This is a genomic window from Herbaspirillum lusitanum, assembly GCF_046025995.1.
GTDB lineage: Bacteria > Pseudomonadota > Gammaproteobacteria > Burkholderiales > Burkholderiaceae_D > Herbaspirillum > Herbaspirillum lusitanum_A.
The window spans coordinates 171197-196435 of the sequence record NZ_JAQQFM010000003.1 but is presented as its reverse complement, the minus strand read 5'-3'; the positions used below and the strand labels follow the sequence as shown (position 1 = coordinate 196435).

Below are 25239 nucleotides of genomic sequence, written 5' to 3'. Positions count from 1 at the left end.
ATTGACCTTGATGTGCGGGAATGAAACCAGGGCCTCAGTTTAAAAGCCTTTTCATTCCGACGCAGACAGATTTTCGCCTGCGATCAAATTCCTTATGGGAGGCATGGATCGCATGCGGCAAAGGCCTTAGAATCGGCATGCGGAAAACCGATCTGCATAGTTGAATCTTGCCTGCATGACATCAATCGGCCCATCTTTTCATCAAAGAGGACACCCAGCATGAGCAACACCGTCACCCTGCACCGCGTCCTGCGCGCCAAACCCGAACGCGTCTACCGCGCCTTCCTCGACCCCGATGCGATGGTGAAATGGCTGCCGCCGCATGGCTTTACCGGCAAGGTGCATCACATGGATGCGCGCGTCGGCGGCTCGCACAAGATGTCGTTCACCAATTTCAGCACCGGCAGCTCGCACTCCTTCGGCGGCACTTATGTGGAGCTGGTGCCGAATGAGCGCATCGTCTACACCGACAAGTTCGACGATCCCAATCTGCCGGGCGAGATGAAGGTCACGGTGACCATCCGGCCGGTGCTGGTCGGCTGCGAGATCCACATCGCGCAGGAAGGCATCCCCCCCATGGTACCGCTGGAGTTCTGTTATGCCGGCTGGCAGGAATCGCTGCAGTTGCTGGCGCAACTGGTGGATCCTGAAATTCCCGACGGCGCCTGAACGCCGCGAGTTCAGCCCCCGTCTTTCGAAGTCTCCTCCTTTATTCAATCAGTCATCAGACCAACACTCGCCCATGTCCACCGCCCTGCTCATCATCGACGTCCAGCAAGCTCTGTGCTCCGGCACCTACGCTACCTTCGATGCGGCCCGCATCATCGACAACATCAACGGTATTTCGGAAAAGCTGAGGGCCGCCGGTGCGCCGGTGATCGTGGTACAGCATGAGAGTAATAGCGGGCCGTTCGAGCGCGATGGTGAAGGCTGGCAATTGCCGGCCGCGCTGGTGGTGAAGGATGCTGACCTCCGCCTCGGCAAGCAGGGATCGGATGCCTTTCACCAGACGCCGCTGCAGACCCTGCTGCAGTCGCATGGCGTGAGCGAGCTGATCGTGTGCGGCATGCAGAGCGAGTTTTGCGTGGATTCGACGGTGCGCCGCGCCATGGCGCTGGGCTATCCGGTGACCCTGGTGAGCGACGGCCACACCACCATCGCCAATGGCGTGCTGTCGGCGGCGCAGATTTCTGCGCATCACAATGTCACGCTGTCGGAGCTGACGAGTTATGGAGCGCGGACGCGCCTGACGGCGGCGGCTGATGTTGTCATTCCCATTTACGTTTGAGCAAGGCCTTGATCTGCTGACGAAGCCCGCGTTCTGGCTGAGAGCTGCATCGCTTCGCAGCTGCGAAAAAAAACCGGCTGAGCATTCAGCCGGCAATCGCAGGGGAGGAGCTATCGTTATGGGCAGGCGCAACGCTGCGCCTGCTTGCACATCACTGCACCTTGGTAATGCTCGCCGGCAGATCGCGGCCGTGATACTTCTTGTAGATCGCATTGAGCTTGCCGTTCTTGTGGTTGGCGACGACCCAGTTGTCGACCCATTCCTTCAGCTTGGGCTGGTTCTTGTTGAGCGCGATGCCGAGGTCGAAGTCCTTTTGCGCGAACTTCAGTTCCAGATTCTTGCCCGGCGCTTTCTTGATCATCTCCTGCAGGTTGGACGGCGTGCTGGAGAAAATTTCCACCTGGCCGGTCACCATCGAAGTGATCAGCGTGGCGTCATCTTCATAGCGCACGATCTCGGCGCCCTTGGCCATCTGCGTGGTCAGGGTGTCGTTGACGGTGGCGCGCGTCAGCCCGATGCGCTTGCCGTTCAGATCGGCGTAGTCCTTGATCTGCATGCTCTTGGGGCCGCCGACCATGATGGTGATCACCGCATACGGCACCGAGAAATCGATCACCTTCTGGCGCTCAGGCGTGATCGACAGATCCGCGATCACCAGGTCGGCGCGGTTGGCCTGCAGTGTCGGCACGCGCGCGGCATTGGTGATGGAGACGATCTCCAGCTTGACGCCGAGGTCCTGCGCCAGTTGTTTGGCGGTGTCGACGTCGGAGCCGGTCGGCTGCAGATTTTCATCGGCGTAGCTGAACAGCGGCGTGCCCATGGCGATGGCGACGCGCACCTTGCCGGCCTTCTTGATATCGTCCAGCTGATCGGCCATGGCCGAGTGCGCGAACACGCCGAAAGTCAGGGCGGCGATGCAGCTGCGGGGGAAAATTTTCTTGAGGTTCATCTCGTGTCTCCGTTTTTCTAGGTGGGTGTAGTGCGCTTGTCTGTTGCGGGTGATGCTGTTGCGGATGCCGCTGTGCTTACATGTCCGCCGCCAGAAAGGTCTTCAGCTCCGGCGTCTGCGGGTGGTCGAGCATGCTGCCGGGGCCGACTTCCCATACCCGGCCCTGATGCATGTAAATGATGCGGTCGGCGACGCGTTTGGCGAAGCCCATTTCGTGCGTCACCAGCAGCATGGTCATGCCGCCGGCGGCCAGGTCTTCCATCACCCGCAGCACCTCGCCGGTAAGCTGCGGATCGAGCGCCGAGGTCACTTCGTCGAACAGCATGACCTTGGGCGCCATCGCCAGCGAACGGGCAATCGCCACGCGCTGCTGCTGACCGCCCGAGAGTTGCTCGGGATAAGCGCCGGCCTTTTCCGCCAGACCGACCTGCGCGAGCGCTTCCAGCGCCACCTTCTGCGCATCGCTTTTCGATTGCAGCTTGACGTGGCGCAGCGCCAGCATCACGTTCTCCTGCACGTTCAGATGCGGGAACAGGTTATAGCTCTGGAACACGATGCCGACTTCGCGCCGCAGTTTGTGCAGATCGACCTCGGGATCATCGACGCGGATGCCGGCCACCTCGATGCTGCCGGAGTCCACCGTTTCCAGTCGGTCGATGCAGCGCAGCGCGGTGCTCTTGCCGGAGCCGCTGGCGCCGATGATGGCGATCATCTCGCCCTTGGCGACCTCGAAAGAGACGCCCTTGAGCACCTGATTCGAGCCGAAGCTCTTGTAGATCTGATCAACCCGGACGATGGGTGCTGCGGCGTCCGGTGACGCCGGAATATCGACTGCGGGCAGCGGATTAGCGATTGCTGACATTGAGCTTGCTCTCCATGGATGCACTCCAGCGCGACAGCGGGTAGCACAGTAAAAAATAGAAGATCCCGACCAGCGTGAACACCAGGAAGGGTTGGAAGATGGAGTTGTTGATGATCTGGCCGGCGCGCGTCAGCTCGATGAAGCCGATCACCGACGCCAGCGAGGTCATCTTGATCACCTGCACCAGAAAGCCGATGGTGGGCGGCAGGGACAAGCGCACCGCCTGCGGAATGATGACCAGGCGCAGTGTCTGCCAGCGTGTCAGCGACAGGCACTCGGCGGCTTCCCACTGCGGCCTGGGCATGGCTTCGACGCAGCCGCGCCAGATGTCGCCCAGATAGGCGCTGGTGTAGACCATCATGGCGATGCCGGCCGCCACCAGCGAGGGTAATGCGAGGCCATAGACCGAGAGGCCGAAGTAGACGATGAACAGCAGGATCAGCAACGGAATGCCCTGAATGCTTTCCACATACAGCAACGCCGGCACACGCAGCCAGGCACGCGGCGAGATGCGCGCCAGCATGATGCCGAACCCACCGATGCCGCCCAGCACGAAGGCCAGCATCGACAACACCACGGTCCACCAGATCGATTGCACCAGATACAGCAGATGCGTCCAGCTGAAGAGGCCCATCAGATTGCACTCCCTTTGATCGTCTCGGCGTCGCGATGGACGTAGGGAACGTGGTTGATCGCAGCAATTGCACCTGCCGCATTTGCCGGCGGCGTGCCGGGCAGCGGACGACGCATCTGGGCTGCGGCGCGGCGGATGGTGCGGCGCCGCTTGAACACGTATTCGCCGAAGGCCCAGGCCAGCAGCTTGACCAGTACCGACAGCGCCAGATAAAGGGCGGCCACCACGATGTAGGTTTCCAGCGAACGGAAGGTATCGGACTGCACGGTGTTGGCGATGGCGGTCAGTTCTTCCGCCGAGATCTGCGAGGCCATGGCCGAGGCTTGCATCATCAGCAGGAACTGGCTGGTCAGCGCCGGATACACGCGCTCGATGGCCGGCTGCAGCATCACATGCCAGCGTATGCGCCAGCGCGACAGGCCCAGACATTCAGCCGCCTCGAGCTGGCCGCGCGGCACCGAGTCGAGCCCGGCGCGGATGATCTCGGCGGCGTAGGCGGCGATGTTGATGATCATCGCCAGCACGGCGGCGGCGAAGGTCGGCATGTGTATGCCCAGACTGGCCAGGCCGAAGTAGAGCAGGAATATCTGCACCAGAAACGGCGTGTTGCGCACCGCTTCGATGTAGGCGCCGCAAGCGCGCGCCAGCAGACGGTTGGGGCTGTTCTTGGCGAAAGCCACGAACACGCCGATGCCCACGCCGATGACGATGGCCACGGTGGTCATCTTCAGGGTCAGCCAGGCGCCCTTGAGAAACACCGGCCAGTACGGCGCGAGACTGCTGAAATCGAGTGAAAAGTTCATGATGCCGACAGGCTGTCCCTCATGGCTGTAATGCATGTAATACGGGCAGGAACCCTCAGTGCTCAGTCGCGCACCTGAAGCCTGGCTGCCGATGTCAATGCGACCTTTGATGTATGACAACATACAATTCAAAGGGCAAGATCATGCGCTGACGCAGGCGCTGCAGTGCATCTGAAACGGATGCACTGCTCACTGTTTTACTGGGGGTCGAAAGGTCCTACGGTGGTGAAGGCGCCGCCCTGCAGCACCGCCACCGGATCAGTCGTCGCCGGTCTGGGCTGGGCCTCAACCTTGGCGCGGAAGATCTCGGAACTGTCCCTGGGCGCGAAGCCGAGCCGCGCGGCACGGCGGTTGTCCCACCAGGTATGCGCGTTGTCGGACATGCCGTAGACCACGGTGTGACCTACGCCCGGAATGAACAGTGCGCGGCGCAGCAGTTGTTCGAAGTCGTCCAGGCTCATCCAGCTGGCCATCATGCGGCGGTCCTTGGCCTCGGGAAACACCGAGCCGATGCGGATGCTGACGGTCTCGACGCCGTAGCGATCGAAGTAGAACTGCGCCATGTCTTCGCCGTAGGACTTGGACAGGCCGTAATAGCCGTCCGGCCGGCGCAGGTCGTGCGCGTCGATCTTCTGATCCTGACGGTAGTAGCCGGTGACGTGGTTCGAACTGGCGAAGATCACGCGCCTGACCTGATGGCGGCGCGCCGCTTCGTAAATGTGGAACACGCCCTTGATGTTGGCTTCGAGGATTTCTTCGAAAGGCCGCTCCACCGAGACGCCGCCGAGGTGAATGATGGCGTCGCATCCTTCCACCAGCGCGTCGACTGCGGCGCGGTCTGCCAGATCGCAGGCCTGCGCCTGCTCATGCGCGGCGGGGGCGGCGTTGCCCCCGGCCTGCATGGCCGGCGCCAGGTCTGAAATACGGACGCTGTCGGCAAAACCGGCCAGCCGCGGGCGCAATACCTTGCCGATGCCGCCGGCAGCGCCGGTCAGCAGCAGCCGTGCGAAACGCTGGGTCTGCCAGGCTTCGGCCACGGGCTGATCCGGGCGCGAATCCAATGCTGCTCCACTCATGAGAGCTGTCTCCTGTTGATATTTTTTATTGTTCTTGTGATGGCTGAGGCAAGCCTTGCATTTGCTGCTGTGCCGCATTTCCGGCGGTCTCTTTGTGCAAACTAGCGCAAGCTATCTTGTACGTTGTCATATCACTTGTGCTGGATTATTATCGGCGCATCCGAGCTTGTCAATAGCGTTCTGAAGAAGTCACCCACCGGACTATTCTCTTGATCCCAAGCACCGCCATCCGCGCCGAGGCGCCACAGGAACTGCCGGAAACGCCGCCGCCCTTCAAGGCCGGTGACAGCGCGCACGCCGCGTTGCAGCCGGATATTCCAACAGTCCCCCACGGCGTCACGGTCGAAAAGCTGCACGCCGGCCGCCGCAATCTGTCACGCGAACTGGTCGACGCGCTGGAACAGCTGATCCTCACTCGCCACTGGCAAGCCGGCGACAAGCTGCCGACCGAAGCCGAGATCGTGCGCCAGTTTCAGGTGAGCCGCACCGTGGTGCGCGAAGCGCTGTCGCGCCTGCAGGCGGCGGGGCTGGTGGAGACCCGGCACGGCATCGGCACCTTCGTACTCGAACCGCGTCCGGCGGCGATGTTCACGCTCGATCCGGATGAGCTGAAAACGTCCTTCGAAGTGCTGGCCATCCTGGAGTTGCGCATCAGTCTGGAAACCGAAACCGCAGGCCTGGCCGCAGCGCGACGCAGCGATGCCAATCTGCTGCTGATGCGCCGGGCGCTGGACGATTTCGAACAGAATGTCGCGCGCTGCGAATCCACGGTAGGCCCCGACTTCCGCTTCCATCAGGAAATCGCCGAGGCCACCGGCAACCGTTATTTCGCCGAGATCATCAACTACCTCGGCACCACCATCCTGCCGCGCACGCGGCTGCCATCGACGCGCGTGCCGCCCGATCAGCTGACGCATTATCTGCAGCGCGTGAACCGCGAACACGAAACGATTTACGACGCCATCGCGCGACGCGATTCGGACTTCGCACGCGCCGCCATGCGCATCCATCTGACCAACAGCCGCGAACGACTGCGGCGCGCGCAGGAGGCAAGCTGAGGCGGTCCCGAACCGGCCTCGTCCACGCATTCACATCAATCGCAACGGGAGAAAATCCACACGCAAAAAATCATCCATCGCCAGCAACACAACACCCATTCAGCTACACAGAACAAACACATCAGGAGACACACATGTTCAAGAAAATCGCACTGCTGTGCGGCGCCCTCGCCTGCACCATGATGACTGCGCAAACCCCGGCTTCCGCTGCCGGCAATGACGAACAGGAAGTGGCCGCTGCGGTCGAAAAACTGCGTCAGGTGATGGTCGATCCCGATCTCAAAACACTGGAGGCACTGACTGCCGCCGATCTGAGCTATGGCCACTCCAACGGCAAGGTGCAGACCCAGGCCGAATTCATCGACGACCTCAAGACCGGCGCTTCCGACTTCGTCAAGATCGCGCTGTCGGATCAGACCATCAAGGTCGACGGCGACACCGCCATCGTGCGTCATGCGCTGGTGGCGGAAACCAATGACTCCGGCAAGCCCGGCAATGTTTCGCTGAAAATCCTGATGGTCTGGAAAAAACAGCACGGCCACTGGCAATTGCTGGCGCGTCAGGCAGTGCGTTTTACGGCCTGATGCATTCCGTTTTTGCCTAGTCAATTTCAGACTGAGCTGCGCGATCCCGAGCGGGATCGCGCGCGGCATTTCTGCTCCACGACTTCAGCTTGCAAGCGGCAAAGCAGGCTGAAGTATCCATGGTTTTCAAGGCATCGTCATCCCGCTCGTCTTTCTTCCCCCCTGCTGCAATTCCGACGCGCCCTTTCCTTCAAATCGTCATGCGCCTGCCCTCGCGACTCGCCCGGATCGCGACGCTATCGCCGCCTGCATTTCTCTGAGAAAAAACCTCGGACTGTGCTGCTTCCCCCGGCAATATTTCATCATCCGAAAATATTATTTCACCAAGGAAATATATTTTGCATTTTTGTCACGTTTTGAAAATTTATTTGCATTCCGCTTCACCAAGACTGAATCCGATTGCCGCTCTCGTCCGTACAATCACATGCATGAAACTAATTGTCATTTTGACAAAATAAATGACGGTATCAAGGGACAGAAAGCGGCGGGTTTTGCGAACGGCAATACGACACTCCGGCGCCGATTTTCTGTGTGAAAAAATCAAATTGAAAAAATTGAAATGAGTAGCCTGAAAAATCTAAAAATCGGCACCAAGCTGAGTCTTGGTTTCACCACCGTCATCGCCTTCATGCTGGTGCTTGCCTGCTTCTCGCTGATGCGCATGAATTCCATTTCATCCGCAGTCAGATATCAGGACAAAGTCCGCGCCGAAAAACTGGAGCCGTTGTATGTCACGCGCGAGGCTCTGGATCAGACCGGTCTGGCGGCACGCAATGCCTATATCTTTCAGGATGCGAACGCGGCAAAAAATGAACTGGCCATTCTCGACGAGCAGAAGGCCTTGTATCTGAGCGAGCTGAAAAAACTGGAAGCGGCCTTCGGCAACAATGCGCAATTCGGCAAAGTGAAGAGCGGCCTGCTGGCGATGGCGGAAGAATTGAACAAACCGCGCAAGTTCCGCGACGCCGACAACATGACGGATTACGGCAGCTTCCTGGTCAATGAATGCAGCCCCTTGCGGCGCCAGATCGTCAAGGATATCGATTTGCTGCTGAAGTCGGTGCAGGCGGAAAATCAGGAGGCCAGCGACCGCGCCGAGGATCTGTTCACCAGCTCGCTGTTCCTGATCCCGGCGCTGACTGCGCTGATCCTGCTGCTGTGCGTGGCGATCGCGCTGATCATCACACGCGGCCTGCTGGCCCAACTGGGCGGCGATCCGCGCGATGCGGTGAGCATCACCGAGCGCATCGCCCACGGCGAATTGTCGACCGCAGTCCACACCCGCGCCAACGACGACTCCAGTCTGCTGTATGAAATCCGTCTGATGCGCGACAAGCTGGCGGCGCTGGTGCGCCAGGTGCGCATCGGCACCCATGCCATCGCCGGCGCCTCCGCTGAAATCGCACTGGGCAATCGCGACCTGTCGGAACGCACCGAACACCAGTCCGAGACGCTGGAAAAAACCGTGGCGGCGATGGAGCAGCTGACCGCCACCGTCAAGCAGAATGCCGACAATGCGGCGCAGGCCAATCAGCTGGCGGTATCGGCCTCCGGCATTGCAGTCAAGGGCGGTGCGGTGGTCGGCCAGGTGGTCGAGACCATGGGCGCCATCGAAAGCTCCTCGCGCAAGATCGTGGACATCATCAGCGTGATCGACGGCATCGCGTTCCAGACCAACATCCTCGCCTTGAATGCAGCGGTGGAAGCCGCACGCGCCGGTGAACAGGGCCGCGGCTTTGCGGTGGTGGCCTCGGAAGTGCGCAGTCTGGCGCAACGCTCGGCCTCGGCCGCCAAGGAAATCAAGGGACTGATCGATCAGTCGGTGGAGAACGTCACCACCGGCAGCAAGCTGGTGCAGGAAGCCGGCAGTACCATGGAAGAAGTGGTCTCCAGCGTACGCCGCGTGACCGACATCGTCGGCGAGATCAGTTCGGCCAGCCAGGAGCAAAGCGCCGGTCTGATCGACGTCAATCACTCCATCACCAAGCTCGATGAAAACACCCAGCAGAATGCGGCGCTGGTGGAAGAAGCCTCGGCAGCGGCGCAATCGCTGAACGATCAGGCCGACCGCCTGACCGAACTGGTCGGCACCTTCAAGCTCAGCGATGCGCAGATGGCCGGCGAAGTGCAGCAGGATAAGGCGCCGTCATCGGTGATCGACATCACGCCGCAGCGCGGGCGCCTGCACGGTCCGCAGTGACCCGGTAAATTTGCGCAGCGGCTGCGTCGCTTGCGCAGCCGGAATGAAAACGCCATCCGTGTCTGCGGATGGCGTTTTTGTTTGCAGCAGCGGATTTACTCTGCAGAGGGTGCGACGCTGATTAAGGCACCGCCGCCGGCCCCGACTCCGCCACCTTCTGCGTCTGCTCGTTCCAGCCGCCGCCCAGCACCTTGTACAAGGTGATGCGATTGCTCTGCTCGGTCAGGCGCAGCGAGATCAGCGTCTGCTGTGCACTGTACAGCGCGCGTTGCGACACCAGCGCGGTCAGGTAGCTGTCGATGCCGTTGCGATAGCGGGCGTCGGACAACTTGTAGCTCCGCTCGTTGGCGGCCGCCACCTTTTGCTGCGCAGTGAGACGCTGATCCAGCGTGCTGCGCTCGGCCAGCGCATTGGCCACTTCTTCGAAGGCGGTCTGAATCGCTTTCTCGTAATTGGCGACGTCGATATCGCGCGTGATCTTCGCCGAATCCAGGCTGGCGCGATTGGCACCGGCGTTGAAGATCGGCAGATTGATCGAGGGCGCGAAACTCCAGGAGCCGCTGCCGGCGTTGAACAGGCCGCCGAGGCTGCGGCTGGCGGTGCCGCCGTCCGCCGTCAGCGTGATGCTGGGGAAGAAAGCTGCACGCGCCGCGCCGATGTCGGCATGCGCGCCAATCAGGGTATGTTCCGCCGCCAGCACGTCGGGACGGCGCAGCAGGATTTCCGACGGCAGACCCGACGGCGTGCCGAGCAAGGCCGAAGCCGTTTGCGGCAGGCTGTCCGGCAACAGCGCGGGAGCCACCGCAGCGCCCACCAGCAGATTGAGCGCGTTCAGATCCTGCGCCACCAGGCTGGTGTAGCGCCCGACGTCGGCGCGCGCCGATTCGACGCTGGCTTCCTGACTCGCCAGATCGACGCCGGAGACGGTGCCGATCTCATGGCTGCGCAGACCCAGTTCGTAGGTGCGACCCTGGCTCGCCAGCGTGTCCTGCGCCAGTTTCAGCAGCTCGCGGTCGGAGGCCAGCGTCAGCCAGGCATTGGCGACTTCGGCCACCAGACTGATGTGCGTGCTGCGACGGGTTTCGATCTGGTACTGGTAGGTTTCCAGCGCGGCGTCGCTGAGGTTCTTCAGCCGGCCGAAGAAATCCAGCTCATAGGAACTCACGCCCAGCGTCGCGCTGTACTGGCGCGAGGTGGTGGCGCGACCTGAACTCGACAACTCGGCCGGCGTGCGGCTGGCGCTCAGTCCGCCGCTGGCGCTGATCGCCGGATAACGGTCGGCGTCGGTGATGCGATATTGCGCGCGCGCCTTTTCGATGTTGAGCGCCGCCACCCGCAGATCGCGATTGTTTTGCAGCGCTTGCGCAATCACTTCGCGCAGGCGTTCGTCGAGGAAGAATTCACGCCAGCCGATTTCATCGGCGGCCGGCTGCGTGGCTTTCTTGTCGCCCTGCGCCGCGACGATGTTCTTGCCGTCCACGGTCTGCGTCCAGTCGGCCGCCACCGGCGCCGCCGGTTGCTGGTAGTCGGGCGCCAGATTGACGCAGCCGCCCAGCAGCATGGCCAGCGTCAGCGCGGTGATGGTGGCCGGCAGACGCGCCAGCCTGGCGCGCTGCATGTTTGATGTTTGATGGCCGGGCATCATGCGCCCTCCTTTCCATGTGCTTGAGCGAGATCGCCGTCGTCCGGCTTGCCGCCCTTGTTCTTGTTCTTCGTGTTGCGACGATCGATCAAAGTGCCGATCAGGAAGTAGAACAGCGGCACGAAGAAGATGCCGAGGATGGTCGCCGACAGCATGCCGCCCAGCACGCCGGTGCCGATGGCACGGCGGCTGGCGGAACCGGCGCCGCTGGCGATGGCCAGCGGCAGCACGCCGAACATGAAGGCCAGCGAAGTCATCAGAATCGGCCGCAGACGCAGTTGCACCGCTTCCAGCGTGGCGTCCCACAGGGACTTGCCGGACTCGTGCAATTGCTTGGCGAACTCGACGATCAGAATCGCGTTCTTGGCCGACAAACCCACCGTGGTCAGCAGACCGACCTGGAAGTAGACGTCGTTGGACATGCCCAGCACGCCGGTCAGCAAGACCGTGCCGATGATGCCCAGCGGCACCGCCAGAATCACCGCGAACGGCACCGACCAGCTTTCATACAGCGCCGCCAGGCACAGGAACACGAACAGGATGGAGATCGCATACAGCATCGGCGCCTGATTGCCGGACAGACGTTCCTGATAGGACGAACCGGTCCATTCGAAGCCGACCCCGGCCGGCAACTGGCGTGCGATATTTTCCACTTCCTTCATGGCGTCGCCGGAGCTGATGCCGGCCGCCGGCTCACCCACGATTTCAAACGAGGAGACGCCGTTGTAACGCTCCAGCAGCGAGGGACCGAAGCTCCACTTGCTGGTCATGAAGGCGTTGAACGGCACCATCTGGCTGGCCGAATTGCGCACATACCACTTGTTCAGATCGTCGCTCTGCATGCGGAACGGCGCATCGCCCTGCACGTACACCTTCTTCACCCGGCCATTGCTGAGGAAGTCGTTGACGTAGGTGCCGCCCATGGCGGTCGCCATGGTGGCATTGATGTCGCTGGTCGCCACGCTGAGCGCATCAGCCTTGCGGTCGTCAATGCTGACCTTGAGCTGCGGCGTGTCGTCCAGACCGGTGGTGCGGACGTTGGTCAGACGCGGATTCTGCCGCGCCAGTTGCAGGAACTGATCGCGCGCCTTGACCAGCTCATCGTGGCCGACGCCGCCGACGTCCTTGAGTTCGAAGTCGAAACCGGCGCTCTGGCCGAGACCGCGCACCGCCGGCGGACTCATCATGAAGACGCGGGCGCCGCGGATCTTGCCGAGGTCGGCGTTGGCGCGACGCACCAGTCCGGCCGCGGAAGTGTCATCGCCGGTGCGCTCGTCCCAGGCCTTGAGCTTGACGAAGGCGCGGGCGCCGTTCTGGCTGTTGCCGCCGACGCCGGAGCCGACAATCGCCAGCACCGAATCCACCATCTCAGGCTTGTTCATGAAATATTCCTGCATGGTCTTCACCACCGCGCGGGTCTGTTCGGCAGTAGCGCCGGTCGGCAACTGGATCTGCGCCATCAGCACGCCCTGATCTTCTTCCGGCAGGAAGGAGGTCGGCAGGCGCATGAACAGCACCCCCATCGCCACCACCACCAGCGCATAGGCCAGCAGTCCGCGCTTGCCGCGCGACAGCAAGCCGCCGACCCCCGAGCGATAACGCGTGGCGCTGCGGTCGAAAGTACGGTTGAACCAGGTGAAGAAACGGCCCTGCTGGTTGCCGTGGGTGCCCGGCTCATGCGGCTTGAGCAGCGAAGCACACAAGGCCGGCGTCAGCGTCAGCGCCACCAGCACCGACAGCGCCATGGCGGCCACGATGGTGATCGAGAACTGGCGATAGATCACGCCGGTGGAGCCGCCGAAGAAGGCCATCGGCACGAACACGCCGGACAGCACCAGCGCAATGCCGACCAGTGCGCCGGTGATTTCCTTCATCGATTTGCGGGTGGCTTCCTTGGCGCTGAGATGCTCTTCGCTCATCAGGCGCTCGACGTTTTCCACCACCACGATGGCATCATCCACCAGCAGGCCGATCGCCAGCACCATGCCGAACATGGTGAGCGTGTTGATCGAATAGCCGAACATGGCGAGCACGCCGAAGGTGCCCAGCAAGACCACCGGCACGGTGATGGTCGGAATGAAGGTGGCGCGGATGTTCTGCAGGAACAGATACATGATCAGCACCACCAGCACCACCGCTTCGATCAGGGTCTTGACCACTTCTTCCAGCGAGACGCGCACGAAGGGCGTGGTGTCGTAGGCGATGCTGCTCTTGAGCTGCATCGAGGCAGGGAAGTAGGGTTCCAGCTCGGCCATCTTGGCCTGCACCGCCTTGGAAGTGGCCAGGGCATTGGCGCCGGTCGCCAGCTGAATCGCCAGCGCCGAAGACGGCTTGCCGTTCTGCTGCGAAGCGACCTGATAGCTTTCGCCGCCCAGTTCCACGCGGGCGACGTCGGAGATCTTGACCACCGCACCGTCGCTGGAAGACTTGACGATGATGTTGCGGAACTCATCGGCCGTGGTCAGCTTGCTGCGCGCGGTGATGGTGGCGTTGATCTGTTGCCCTGGCAGCGCCGGCTGCGCGCCGACTTCACCGGCCGAGACTTCGGCATTCTGCGCTTCCAGCGCGCTGGTGACGTCGGACGGCATCAGCGCATACTTTTGCAGCTTGGCCGGATCGAGCCAGATGCGCATCGCATAGTTGGTGCCGAAGGCGGTGACATCGCCCACGCCTTCGACGCGGCTGATCTGGTCGGTCAGCGTACTGCTGATGAAGTCGCCGATGTCGGTGGCGGTCAGACGCGGATCGCCGGAGGTCAGCGAGATCACCATCAGAATATCGGTGGAGGCCTTGGTGACGGTCACGCCGTTGTTCTGCACTGCCTGCGGCAGACGGGCGGTCACCTGCTGCAGCTTGTTCTGCACCTGCATCTGGGCGACGTCGGGATTGGTGCCGGCGGTAAAGGTCAGCGTCACCTTGGCGGTGCCGGCCGAACTGGAGCTGGCCGACATGTATTGCAGATTGTCGAGGCCCTTCATCTGCTGCTCGATCACCTGGGTGACGGAGTCTTCCAGCGTCTTGGCCGAGGCGCCGGTATAGGTGGCGCTGATGTTGACCTTGGGAGGTGCGATATCGGGATACTGCTCAAGCGAGAGATTGCTGATCGACAGCAAGCCGCCCAGCATGATCACGATGGCGATGACCCATGCAAAGATGGGCCGGTCTATGAAGAAACGTGCCATGTGCGCCCCTTACTTCGACTGCGCGCCGACCGGCGTGCTCTTGCTGTCGGGATTGGAGGCGGTGTTGACGTCGGCCGCCGTGGTGGCGCTGCCGTCGGCCTTGGCCGCAGTTGCCGGCGTGCTGCCTGCAGTCGCAGCGCCGGCGGCGGGATTGCTCTTGACCGAATCGCTCATGTCGATGCCGCGCGGGGTGTCGCCCTTGCGCACTTTCTGCAGGCCGTCGACGATCACCTTGTCGCCGGCCTGGATGCCGGCGCTGATCCACCAGTTGTTGCCGACCGCACGTTCCACGCTCAGGATGCGTTGCTCGACCTTGCCGTCGGCGCCCAGCACCAGTGCCGAGGCAGTGCCGGTGGCATCGCGGCTGACCGCCTTTTGCGGCACCAGCAAGGCCTGATCATTGACGCCTTCTTCCAGCACGGCGCGCACGTAGGCGCCCGGCAGCAGAATTCCCTCGGCATTCGGCACCACCGCGCGCAGCGTGATCATGCCGGTGCCGGTATCGACGCTCAGGCCGCTGAACTCAAGCTTGCCCTGTTGCGCGTAAGTCGAACCGTCTTCCAGCAGAATCTTTACCTGCGCCGAATTGTCGCCGCTCTTTCTGATCTTGCCGGATGCCAGCTCCTTGCGCAGACGCAGCAGGTCGACGCTGGACTGGGTCACGTCCACATAAATGGGATCGATCTTCTGCACGGTGGTCAGCGCGGTCGTCTGTTGCGCCGTCACCAGCGCGCCCGGCGTCACCGTCGATTTCTCGATACGGCCGCTGATCGGCGACATGATGCGGGTGTAGTCGAGATTGATCTTCGCCGTCTTGACCGCGGCGCGCTGCACTTCGACATCGGCCTGATTCTGGCGCAGCGTGCTCTGGACGTCGTCGTTATCCTGCTTGCTGACGGCGTCGATCTTGTTCAGCTCGGCGTAGCGCTGCGCCTTGAGCTTGCCGGAATTCAGCGTGGCTTCGGCTTTCAGCAGCGAGGCCCTGGCGCTGTCGTAAGCCGCCTGATAGGTGGCCGGATCGATCTGATACAGCGCCTGCCCTTGCTTGACGTTGGCGCCTTCCTTGAACAGCCGCTTCTGAATGATGCCGCCGATCTGCGGGCGGATATCGGCACTCAGATAGGCCGTGGTGCGGCCCGGCAATTCGGTGGTCACCGCCTGCAGCTGCGGCTGCACCACCACGTAACCGACTTCGACGGTGGCGGCGGCCGGCTTGGTATCGCTCCTGGAGCAAGCCGACAAGGCCAGCGCCAGCACGCTGCAGCAGGCAATATAGGTCAGCGGAGAGGTGCGCGGCGCAACGACCGGAGTGGAGTGCAAGGCAGGCGTCGGGCAGGAAGCTGAAACGAGGACTTGTTTTTCTTGATTCATCGGTAAATTTTCAGCCCGACTCCGCCTTGTCAAACTGGCATCGTCCGGGCGCAATGAGCTATCGGACTTTGCATGGTAAGCAGCAATTGTGGAGGAAATTTGAGGAAACCGGGATTTGCAAAATATCGCCACCGGCGCCCGCTAACTTGCTAACCTAGCGGCTGCCGGGCGTGCGAGGCGAGCTGAAGATTAGCCGGACCGCGCCGGATTTCATTGTCGTTTTATTCATTTTGATGCGCCGGTTTTGCCATCGGCTGATTTGCAGCATGTTCATTTTTCACTCACTTCCGTCAGCCTCATTGATGACCTGCGTCGCGTGCGCTGCATGCGCTACGTGTGCTACGTACGCCGCGCGCTTCGCCGGCATGACCACGGCCGGGCCATTACAAGGTGCGTGACCTCATCCCCCGCGCTGCTTGCGGCATCTATCAGCGCTTCTTCGTACGCGCCAGCATCCGGCTGAAACTGTTTTACGCCATGCTGGCGCTGATCGTGGTGCTGATCCTGATGATGGGCGGCGCCACCCGCTACATCTTCAATCGCGACTTCCTCGGCTACCTCAATGAACAGGCGCAGCAGCGCATGGAAGATCTGGTGCCGCGCATCGAGGCCGCCTATCGCGTCAACGGCGACTGGGATTTCATCCGCAATAATCCGCGCGTCTGGTTCGAGCTGATGCGGCCGGTGATCGCCGAGCACAACGGCGCGGCCGGCAATACGGCGGAACTGGACCGGCGCATGATCCCGGCCTCCGACCTGACCGGCGCCACGCTGCGCTTTTCACTGCTGGATGCCGACCGCAAACTGGTGATCGGCTATCCCAATCTCGGCCCCGGCGCGCGCGTGCGACCCATCATGCGCGACGACGTCATCGTCGGCTGGATCGCCCAGACGCCGTTTGAAAACGTGATCGGCTCCATCGACCTGCGCTTCCAGCAAAGCCAGTTGCTGGCGCAGCTTGCCATCGGCGTGGTCGCCATCATGCTGGTCGGACTGATCATCATGCGCATCTCCGGCCTGCTGCTCAAGCCGCTGGTGCGCGTGGCGCGCGCCACCCACAAACTGGCCGGCGGCGACTATGCGACGCGGGTCGAAGTCTCCACCGCAGACGAAGTGGGACGGCTGGCGCAGGACTTCAATCAGCTGGCGATGACGCTGGAGCGCAATGAAAAACTGCGGCGCGAATTCATGGCCGATGTCTCGCACGAATTGCGCACCCCGCTCGGCATTCTCAACGGCCAGCTGGAAGCGCTGGAAGACGGCGTCATGCAAGCGGACGAGGCCACCGTGCGCTCGCTCAGGAGCGAGGTCACGCATCTCAACAAGCTGGTCAACGATCTGTATGACCTGTCGCTGGCCGATGCCGGCGCCCTCACCTATCGCAAGACCGACATCGATCTGGCGCCGCTGCTGCGCGCCGGCATGCAATCGTATGAAGACATGTTCCGCAAGCGTGGTCTCATTCTCGACGCGCAGACGCTGCCCGACAGCATGCCCATGCACGCGGACGCCGGCCGTCTGCAGCAATTGTTCAACAACCTGTTTGAAAACAGCCTGCGCTATACCGACGCAGCTGCGACTGCTGGCGGCAGCGGACGTCTGGTGCTGAGCTGCCGACAGGAAATCCGGCATCAGCAACAGCGCTGGCTGATCCAGTTCGACGACAGCGCGCCGGGCGTCGACGATGCCGCGCTCCAGCGTCTGTTCGAGCGTTTCTACAGAGTCGAGGCTTCGCGCAATCGCGCCAGCGGCGGCGCCGGTCTGGGCCTGGCAATCTGCCGCCGCATCGTCGATGCGCATCAGGGCAGCATCCATGCGGAAGCATCGCCGCTGGGCGGTTTGCGTGTCATCGTCAGCCTGCCGGCCGGCTTCGCCCAGGCAAGTGCCGGAGCCACGGCATGAGCGAACCGGCATTTCAATTCGCCGCCCCGGCGGTGGCCGATATCCTGATCGTCGAGGACGAACCCAAGCTGGCCGAACTGCTGCAAAAATATCTGGCAGCCGCCGGCTATACGTCGCGCCATGTCGCGCACGGCGATCATGCAGTGCCCGAGGTACAGGCGAAAAAGCCGGATCTGGTGCTGCTCGACATCATGCTGCCGGGCCGTGACGGCTGGCAGATCTGCCGGGAGTTGCGCCGCTTCAGCGACGTGCCGATTCTGATGCTGACCGCGCGCGCGGAAGAAGAAGATCGCCTGCGCGGTCTGGAACTGGGCGCCGATGACTACATCAGCAAGGCGCCGTTCAGCCCGCGCGAAATCGTGGCGCGCGTAAAGGCCATGCTACGCCGCAGCAGGCGTGAGCAAGAGGTGGTGTCGGAAGCACAGACCGCGCTTGAACATGGACCTGCAGTCGTTGCCGCCGATAGCGCGCAGCCAGCACAAAATTCCCCGCTGCAGATCGACGACGCCCGCCATCAGGCCAGCATCAAGGGCACACCGCTGAATCTGACGCCGCTGGAATTCCGTCTGCTGAAAGCTTTCGCCGCCGCACCGGGGCTGGTGTTTTCGCGCGAACAATTGCTCAACCACGTACACGACGAATACCGCTCGGTCACCGACCGCGCCATCGACACCCACATCAAGAATCTGCGCCGCAAGCTCGAACCCTTCTTCCCCGGCCATAACGCGATTCAGGCCATCTACGGGGTGGGTTACAGCTTTGAGTTGCCGGCCCAGACCTGAGCAACTGGCCGCCAAATCCAAACATCCGAACGCTGCATCGCCTATTTCAAAAACGCACCGCACTTAATAGAAAATTACATATTTCAGTGACTTTTCCCGTCCGGCGAGAAAAAATTTCATAAATTATGATATTTTCCGTCCGGTAACTTTACAAAATTTAGAATTTACAAAGGGGCTTGCTTCCGCTGGGGGATCCAACGTGGGAGCAAGGGGAAATCTTTCAATGCGTATGTTCAGCACTCAATATCGCGTCAGCGACATTGAGTGGGCTGTCGTCGACTATCAATGCAAAAGAAAAATTCAAAGCTGCAAATCTCAGTAGCACTGGCGTGCTGCCTTGTCTCAACGGGTTGTGCCGTTGATCCCAAAACCGGACAGATGTCATTCAAGGAAACCTTCGCCAGCGATGATCCTTGCGCCAATAATGCCCGCAATATCGGCATCGTGGCCGGCGGCGTCCTCGGTGCGCTGATCGGCAATCAGGTCGACAAAAAGGCGGGCACCCTGATTGGCGCCGGCGCCGGAGCCCTGATCGGTGGACTGATCGGCGCAGATATGGACAGGAAGAAATGCGAACTGTCCAAGCTGGCCAAGAAATACGATCTGGAACTGACCTTTACCGACATTCCCGCGCCTTCTGCTGCGACGCAATCCGGCGCCGGCAAAGCTGAACCTGCATTAGGACTTTCAGTGTCCATCAAGGATCAGGATCTGAGCGGTCACTTCGTGAGCGGCTCCGATGAATTGCAACCGAAGGCGCTGAAATATTTCACGGAGATTGCAGCCGAATATTCCTATCCTCAGCAACTCAAGAAGCTGCCGCCGAATGCCACTGCAGAAATGCGTAGCGTGGTAGAAAGTTTGAGAGAAAAGCGATTGCTGATCGTCGGCCACACCGACGATACCGGAAGCTCGCAACTCAATGCGGATCTGTCGGAACGACGCGCCCGCAGCGTGGCCAAGGTGTTTCAGGCCGCAGGCATTCAAGACGCGCGTATCTTTTTCCAGGGCGCGGGGGAGACCCAACCGATTGCCGACAACCGGAGCGAAGATGGCCGCGCCAGAAACAGACGTGTCGAAATTGTCGACTTGACGGATGAAGGCGCATTCAGGCAATACCTGGCTGCCCGTAGCGTGCGCACGGATTTTTATCGTATCGCGCTGGGTTCTGAAGTTGCAGATGCAACGGCTGCTCAGCAAGCAAACAAGGCCTCCAAAGCGAACTCAGGGAACATCCCTAAGCAAACCGCAAAGCAGATAGCGAAACCGGCTCAGGCGCAGCGCGCCAAAGCCAATGCAAACGCCGGCAAAGCAGCGACCGAAAGCAGCAGCGCACCCGCCGCTGTACCGGCTATCACCAGGCAGGCCCAGCCTTCGGCTCAAACTGCAGCAGCACTGGATTTCGGCGGCAGTCCCGCGGGCAGCATTGTGCCAAAACTGGATTTGGGGGCCATCGGCACCTCACGCTCCAGCGCGGGCGTCATCGGTACTGCACAGGCATCAGATACGCCGATGTCTCAGAGCTGCCGCTTCGACAAGCCGCGTATCGCCAACGGAGTCAAATCACTACGTGACGGCAAGGAAATTGCCACCTCGGAATACATGCCGGGTCTCTACAACACTTCATGGGTCGACAAGGTGAATGGCCATCTGGTGGCACTGACCAACGTGGCGGTTCTGCGCGATGGCGGTGCGCCGGCGCGGCAACCGAAACTGCTGATCTACAAGAACTATGCATCGGCCAACGCCAAGCCCGACTACACCATAGAACCTCAGGTAAATACCTACAAGGGCGACAAGGCGCTGCTATACCGCGTGTTCGCATCCGGACCGGTGCGCTGCATGGATATTGTTATCCCGAACGATAGCCCACGTAGCGCTGAAGGCTCTTGGCTGTACTACGACAATCAGGGCAATGCATTGATCAGCGCGTTCAATCCAAAAATCGCAAAGTAAAAATACTGAAGAAAAAAAGGGGCTTATAAACATGTTTGATTCCATCAACGAGCATCTCAATGTCGTCGCGACATTTGTATCGCTGGCGATTCTCGTCGCCGTCTATTTTGCATTCAAATTCCGGATTGATTTCTGGTGGCTGAATTTCTGGTACTCATTGCCCTTCATCGGCAAGATTGCGCGCTTGTCCTCGGACACTACCCGCTACGCCAAGGACAAAACCTGGACCAACGCCGAACGCACGCTGTGCGAAGACTACAAGCAATATATTCACTTCACCGGCGAAGCCGAATTGACCAAACGTCTGGTGTATCTGGCCAAGGCCAATGATCTGGGACGCAAACCTCTGCCGGCGTGGCTGGTGTTCGTGCTTGGCTTGCTGGTGATTGCAGAAGGTCTCGGATTCTCCTATCTGCTGGGCAGCTGGATGGCAATGGAGGGCAGCGAAAATACACGTACCTTGCTGATGGTCGCCATCGTGCTGGTGTTGTGCGTGATTCTGGTTTTCGTGACCCACAGCGCCGGTCATCAGCTCTATCGTACCAATCTGATCAAGGCCTCGGCCAAGGACTGGCGCGACGCCGGTCAACCAGGTAGCTTCAAGACCGCCAACATCATGCTCAATGGCGATCAATCGGTGGATGACAAGGAAGCCGAATACACGCAGTGCGTCAATCGTGTCGGCACCTCGGGCAGCTATGTCATGGTCGGCATCGCGATCGCCGTCATTCTGGTGATTGCCATTACCTCGACCTGGATGCGCGTCAAGCATCTGGAAAATGAACAGACACAAGAGACCACTCAGGTCGCGGCGGCGGCAACATCCGCACCGGCTTCGGGCAATCCGTTCGCCGGAGGTCTGGCCTTGCCTCAGGACGTACTGAAACCGCAGCAAGACGCAGAACAAAAAGGACGCGCTGATGGCCGCAAGGCAGTCGCCGATGAAGGCATGGCGGCATTCCTGATGATGGCATTCATCTTTGTTGTTACCCAAGTTGTCGGTATTGCAGCCGGTTTCAAATGGGGCTTTGCCGGCAAGGAAAGCAAGGCCGCCTATACAGGAACACGTGGCTTCTCGACCTACGAAGACTACCAGGCCTTTTATGCGCCGATCATTCAGGTCGCTCAGGCCAAACTGCAAACCCTGCAGCAACGTCTGGCAGAGCGCGGCTCAAACATCGGACTCGACCTGCAGAAGGCGTTTGACGACTACCTCAACGAAACACAGCGCCAGCGGCCGCTCGGTACCGTGGCGAGCGAGGCAACCACAGCCGCAAAATCTGCATTGCCTGTTGAAAAAGAAAGCTCGGCGACACCCACACTGGAAGAAGCCATCGCACGCTTTGATGAACTGAAGTCGAATCAGGACATCGCCAAGAAATACGTGCTGGGACTGGAGCCGGCCTTACGCGAGCAGTTGACTGCCGCGATCAAGGAACGCAAGGCGCGCGAAGAAGCTGAACGGCAAATGGAAAAGGCGAAGTCAGACGAACGCCAGCTCGACGAGCTGTTCTGAGAGGCGACCTGATCATGAAAAGATTCATCCTTGCCTCGCTGCTAATGAGTGCTGCGGCCACCGCATTTGCGGCGGCACCACTGAATCAGATTCCAAGCTGCTATGCCGCCAATAAAATGGAACTGGCCGTTCCCGCCCAGCAGCGTGAAGTTTTCCTGCTGCTGGACCAGACAGTGGAACTCGATCAGGAGCTGAAGCAATCGCTGGCCGATACCGTCCGCGGCCTGATGAGCTCGGGCACCTCATTTCAGATTCTGCGTTTCTCTGCGTTCTCGCAGGGACGCTATCTGGACATGGTGGCGACCGGCGCTCTGGAGCAATCGGTGCCGGAAAGCGCCCGCAATTCGGTTGGCGTCAAAACACTGAAGTCTTTTGACAGTTGCATCAAGGGACAACTGGAATACGGGGCACGACTGGCATTGAGCGCGACCGGAAAGACGCTGGAACAGAGCTCCAGCGCGCTCAGCAATTCGGATGTGCTGGCAAGCCTGGCGGAGACGTCGAAGCTGGTCAAGGCATCGACTGCGCCACGCCGCATCGTGCTGATCGTCTCGGATATGCTTGAGAACTCCACTGTATCCAGCTTTTACGCGGGGAAGGGCGTGCGCAAGATTGATCCGGAAAAGGAGATTCAGGCTGTGCAGAAAAACAATCTCTTCGGTGACTTCGGCGGCGCCACCATTTTTGTCATGGGCGCCGGCATCATCTCCGAGCAAGGTGCTGCAACGAGCAAAGCTGCACAAAAAAACCAGTACCGGGATCCCAAAACCCTGAATGCACTGAAGCAATTCTGGGGTGAATACTTCACCAAATCAAATGGACGGCTTGAAGAATTCGGCATGCCGGCTCTGCTGAGTCCGGTGCGCTGAGAGCACTGCGTATCTGCCCATTACTGCCGGCCATGCCGGCAGTAATTTTTTCTATGGTCACTCCGTCGTCAACGCATCCTGAATCGCCGTCAGCAGCTTCGCGGTCTCGCCCTTGGCCTTCAGCGAAAACAGCAACATGGAGCGGCCGGTGACAGCATAGACGTCGCCCGAATCGAACTCCGGCAACTCGCTGCGTACCGGCATGTTGGTGTCGACCAGACAGGTCCAGCGGCTGCCGCCCGGCACTTCCGGCAAAGTGAAATTCACGACATCGTGATAGGCGTTGAACACCATCAGCAAGGTGGCGTCGCTGCCAGGGCGCTTGATGCCGCTGACTTGCGAACGGCCGTCGATCAGCAAGCCGAAAGCATGCATCTGTTCGTCCTGCCATTGTTCGTCGCTCAGGCTTTCTCCCGAGGCCGAGATCCAGGTGGCTTCGGTGATGCCGGTTTCAGGATTGCTTGCGCCCGAGAGAAAACGCGAACGATGCAGCAAGGGCAGGCTGGCGCGCAGATTGAGCAGATTGCGCGTGAAGTCCTGCAGCGCACGGCCGTCGTCGTCGATGCCGTCCCAATCCAGCCAGCTGATTTCATTGTCCTGACAATAGGCGTTGTTGTTGCCTTGCTGGGTGCGGCCGGATTCGTCGCCGGCCAGAATCATGGGCGTGCCGCGCGCGAAGATCAGCGAGGCCAGCAGATTGCGTTTCTGGCGTTCGCGCAGTGCGCGGATATCGGCGTCGTCGGTCGGCCCTTCGGCGCCGCAATTCCATGAACGATTGTCGGAGCCGCCGTCGCGGTTGTCTTCGCCGTTGGCCTCGTTGTGCTTGTCGTTGTACGACACCAGATCGTGCAGGCAGAAGCCGTCGTGTGCGGTGATGAAATTGACGCTGGCCCAGGCGCGGCGGCCGCGCTGCTGGAACTTGTCGGCCGAGCCCGTCATGCGCTTGGCGAAGTCGGCGGCGGCGCCCTGATCCCCTTTCCAGAAGGCGCGCACATCGTCGCGGAAGCGGTCGTTCCATTCGGCCCAGCCCGGCGGAAAACCGCCCACCTGATAGCCGCCGGGACCGCAATCCCAGGGCTCGGCAATCATCTTCACACCAGCCAGGATCGGATCCTGGCGGCAGGCTTGCAGAAAGCCGCTGGACTCGTCGAAGCCGTGATCGAGGCGCCCGAGTATGGTGGCGAGATCGAAGCGGAAGCCATCCACGCCCATTTCGGTGACCCAGTAACGCAGGCTGTCGCACACCATCTGCAGCACGCGCGGGTGCGACAGATTGAGCGTGTTGCCGGTGCCGGTATCGTTGATGTAGAAGCGTTTCTGATCGGGCAGCAGCCGATAGTAAGAGGCGTTGTCGATGCCCTTGAAGGACAGCGTCGGCCCCTTCTCATTGCCTTCGGCGGTGTGGTTGTAGACCACGTCGAGAATTACCTCCAGCCCGGCTTCATGGAAGGACTTGATCATGTTCTTGAACTCGGCGATCTCGCCGCTGGCGAAATAGCGCGGATCGGCGGCGAAGAAGCCCAGCGAGTTGTAGCCCCAGTAATTGGTGAGGCCCTTTTCCAGCAGATAGTCGTCGTTGACGAAGGAATGGATAGGCAGCAGCTCGACCGAGGTCACGCCCAGGCTCTTGATGTGCTCGACCACTTCCGGCGTCGCCAGCCCGGCGAAGCTGCCGCGCAAGTGTTCCGGCACGGCCGGATGACGCATGGTGTAGCCGCGCACATGAGTTTCGTAGAACACGCATTTTTCCCAGGGGATATGGTTTTCGCTGGCGCCGGCAAACGAAAAACTATGATCCACCACCACGCATTTCGGCACGAAGGCGGCGCTGTCGCGCTCGTCGAAACTGAGGTCTTCGTCCTCGGCGCCGATGGTGTAGCCGAACACTTCCGGCGCCCACACCAGCTCACCGATGTGGCGCTTGGCGTAAGGATCGAGCAAGAGCTTGTTGGGATTGAAGCGATGACCGTTCTCCGGCTCGTAAGGGCCGTGCACGCGATAGCCATAGACGGTGTCGGGTCCGATGTCGGGAATGAAGGCGTGCCACACTTCGTCGGTGTATTCGGGCAAATCGACACGACCGATTTCATGCTTGCCTTCGGCGTCGTACAGGCACAGTTCAACGCGCGTGGCATGCGCGGAAAACAAGGCGAAATTCACGCCCTGGCCGGTCCAGGTGGCGCCCCGCGGAAAGGGCGTGCCCTCTTGAATGCGGTCGAGAAAGGTCAGGGTCGTCATGGTCGTGGTCGCAGTCACATTGGCAGGAAGTTCGATCGGAATGGGCCGGCAGATCGGGCAGCACCATGGCTGCAGACGATGTTGTCCGCAGCAAGCTCAGCCGTTCAGTAGCAGCATTGAAGGTTAGACGACGCGCGCGCCGGGCGCTATCAGCTTTCGCCTTGAAGTTTTGTAAGCGGAATGGAAGTGTGTCAACGGCACCAGGATCGCGCTGCACGCCGGCACGTGGATGATGCCGCATGAAGATGAGGAAAACCTCGGTGCAGGCAGCGGCGTATGCTGCACACCTGTATTGAATGAACGGCAATAAAAAAAGGCAACAGAAGT

General features: G+C 60.8%; 19 protein-coding genes. 10 read left to right on the top strand and 9 right to left on the bottom strand.

Annotated elements, in window-relative coordinates; translation table 11 throughout:
* Positions 1–219 precede the first annotated feature (219 nt).
* Together PQR62_RS06740 and PQR62_RS06735 are read left to right on the top strand one after the other, a co-directional pair.
* Positions 220–669 (top strand): SRPBCC family protein, encoded by a 450-nt coding sequence (locus PQR62_RS06740; protein ID WP_408156100.1) that lies wholly within the window; start codon positions 220–222, stop codon positions 667–669.
* A gap of 73 nt (positions 670–742) precedes the next feature.
* Complete coding sequence (locus PQR62_RS06735) at positions 743–1288, top strand: cysteine hydrolase family protein (protein WP_408156098.1); 546 nt, start codon at positions 743–745, stop codon at positions 1286–1288.
* Positions 1289–1439: 151 nt separating this feature from the next.
* On the opposite strand, the gene PQR62_RS06730 is transcribed toward PQR62_RS06735, so the two are convergent.
* The 5 genes from PQR62_RS06730 to PQR62_RS06710 all read right to left on the bottom strand — a co-directional run bounded on the left by PQR62_RS06730 (position 1440) and on the right by PQR62_RS06710 (position 5612).
* Entirely contained in the window at positions 1440–2237 is a 798-nt protein-coding gene (locus PQR62_RS06730) for a transporter substrate-binding domain-containing protein (RefSeq protein ID WP_408156095.1), read from the bottom strand.
* Positions 2238–2313: 76 nt separating this feature from the next.
* The gene (locus PQR62_RS06725) at positions 2314–3099 is read right to left on the bottom strand and encodes an amino acid ABC transporter ATP-binding protein (RefSeq protein WP_408156092.1); all 786 of its coding nucleotides are present in this window, start codon (positions 3097–3099) and stop codon (positions 2314–2316) included.
* Positions 3083–3736 (bottom strand): amino acid ABC transporter permease, encoded by a 654-nt coding sequence (locus PQR62_RS06720; RefSeq protein ID WP_408156864.1) that lies wholly within the window; start codon positions 3734–3736, stop codon positions 3083–3085. The genes PQR62_RS06725 and PQR62_RS06720 overlap by 17 nt, the downstream gene beginning before the upstream one ends.
* Positions 3733–4536: an amino acid ABC transporter permease gene (locus PQR62_RS06715; protein WP_408156090.1), complete on the bottom strand. Its 804-nt coding sequence runs from the start codon at positions 4534–4536 to the stop codon at positions 3733–3735. The genes PQR62_RS06720 and PQR62_RS06715 overlap by 4 nt, the downstream gene beginning before the upstream one ends.
* Before the next feature lie 197 nt (positions 4537–4733).
* On the bottom strand, positions 4734–5612 hold the full coding sequence (locus PQR62_RS06710; protein ID WP_408156088.1) for an NAD-dependent epimerase/dehydratase family protein: 879 nt from the start codon (positions 5610–5612) through the stop codon (positions 4734–4736).
* Between the two features lie 371 nt (positions 5613–5983).
* Between PQR62_RS06710 and PQR62_RS06705 the strand changes: the two genes are divergently transcribed.
* The 3 genes from PQR62_RS06705 to PQR62_RS06695 all read left to right on the top strand — a co-directional run bounded on the left by PQR62_RS06705 (position 5984) and on the right by PQR62_RS06695 (position 9454).
* Complete coding sequence (locus PQR62_RS06705) at positions 5984–6670, top strand: FadR/GntR family transcriptional regulator (RefSeq protein ID WP_408156862.1); 687 nt, start codon at positions 5984–5986, stop codon at positions 6668–6670.
* A 134-nt stretch (positions 6671–6804) separates the two neighbouring features.
* On the top strand, positions 6805–7254 hold the full coding sequence (locus PQR62_RS06700) for a nuclear transport factor 2 family protein (protein WP_408156086.1): 450 nt from the start codon (positions 6805–6807) through the stop codon (positions 7252–7254).
* 559 nt (positions 7255–7813) lie between these two features.
* A complete protein-coding gene (locus tag PQR62_RS06695) occupies positions 7814–9454 on the top strand; it encodes a methyl-accepting chemotaxis protein (protein ID WP_408156083.1) in 1641 nt (546 codons plus the stop codon).
* 121 nt (positions 9455–9575) lie between these two features.
* On the opposite strand, the gene PQR62_RS06690 is transcribed toward PQR62_RS06695, so the two are convergent.
* From PQR62_RS06690 to PQR62_RS06680, 3 genes are read right to left on the bottom strand one after another with little or no spacing between them, the layout of a single operon-like run.
* Positions 9576–11096, bottom strand: a complete 1521-nt coding sequence (locus tag PQR62_RS06690) for an efflux transporter outer membrane subunit (protein ID WP_408156860.1) — start codon at positions 11094–11096, stop codon at positions 9576–9578.
* Complete coding sequence (locus PQR62_RS06685; protein WP_408156081.1) at positions 11096–14278, bottom strand: efflux RND transporter permease subunit; 3183 nt, start codon at positions 14276–14278, stop codon at positions 11096–11098. Before PQR62_RS06685 ends, PQR62_RS06690 begins: the two co-directional genes overlap by 1 nt.
* A 9-nt stretch (positions 14279–14287) precedes the next feature.
* The gene (locus PQR62_RS06680) at positions 14288–15649 is read right to left on the bottom strand and encodes an efflux RND transporter periplasmic adaptor subunit (RefSeq protein WP_408156079.1); all 1362 of its coding nucleotides are present in this window, start codon (positions 15647–15649) and stop codon (positions 14288–14290) included.
* 390 nt (positions 15650–16039) lie between these two features.
* Between PQR62_RS06680 and PQR62_RS06675 the strand changes: the two genes are divergently transcribed.
* From PQR62_RS06675 to PQR62_RS06655, 5 genes are all read left to right on the top strand, one after another.
* Positions 16040–17551: an ATP-binding protein gene (locus tag PQR62_RS06675; protein ID WP_408156077.1), complete on the top strand. Its 1512-nt coding sequence runs from the start codon at positions 16040–16042 to the stop codon at positions 17549–17551.
* Positions 17548–18333, top strand: coding sequence for a response regulator (locus PQR62_RS06670; RefSeq protein ID WP_408156075.1), 786 nt, complete (start codon positions 17548–17550; stop codon positions 18331–18333). The genes PQR62_RS06675 and PQR62_RS06670 overlap by 4 nt, the downstream gene beginning before the upstream one ends.
* Before the next feature lie 285 nt (positions 18334–18618).
* Positions 18619–20289: an OmpA family protein gene (locus PQR62_RS06665; protein ID WP_408156073.1), complete on the top strand. Its 1671-nt coding sequence runs from the start codon at positions 18619–18621 to the stop codon at positions 20287–20289.
* Between the two features lie 31 nt (positions 20290–20320).
* Positions 20321–21805 carry a hypothetical protein gene (locus tag PQR62_RS06660; RefSeq protein ID WP_408156070.1) on the top strand — a complete coding sequence of 495 codons (1485 nt, stop codon included), beginning with the start codon at positions 20321–20323 and terminating at the stop codon, positions 21803–21805.
* A 14-nt stretch (positions 21806–21819) separates the two neighbouring features.
* A complete protein-coding gene (locus tag PQR62_RS06655) occupies positions 21820–22674 on the top strand; it encodes a hypothetical protein (protein WP_408156068.1) in 855 nt (284 codons plus the stop codon).
* A gap of 57 nt (positions 22675–22731) precedes the next feature.
* On the opposite strand, the gene glgX is transcribed toward PQR62_RS06655, so the two are convergent.
* Positions 22732–24912, bottom strand: a complete 2181-nt coding sequence (gene glgX / locus PQR62_RS06650; protein ID WP_408156066.1) for a glycogen debranching protein GlgX — start codon at positions 24910–24912, stop codon at positions 22732–22734.
* Positions 24913–25239: the final 327 nt, after the last annotated feature.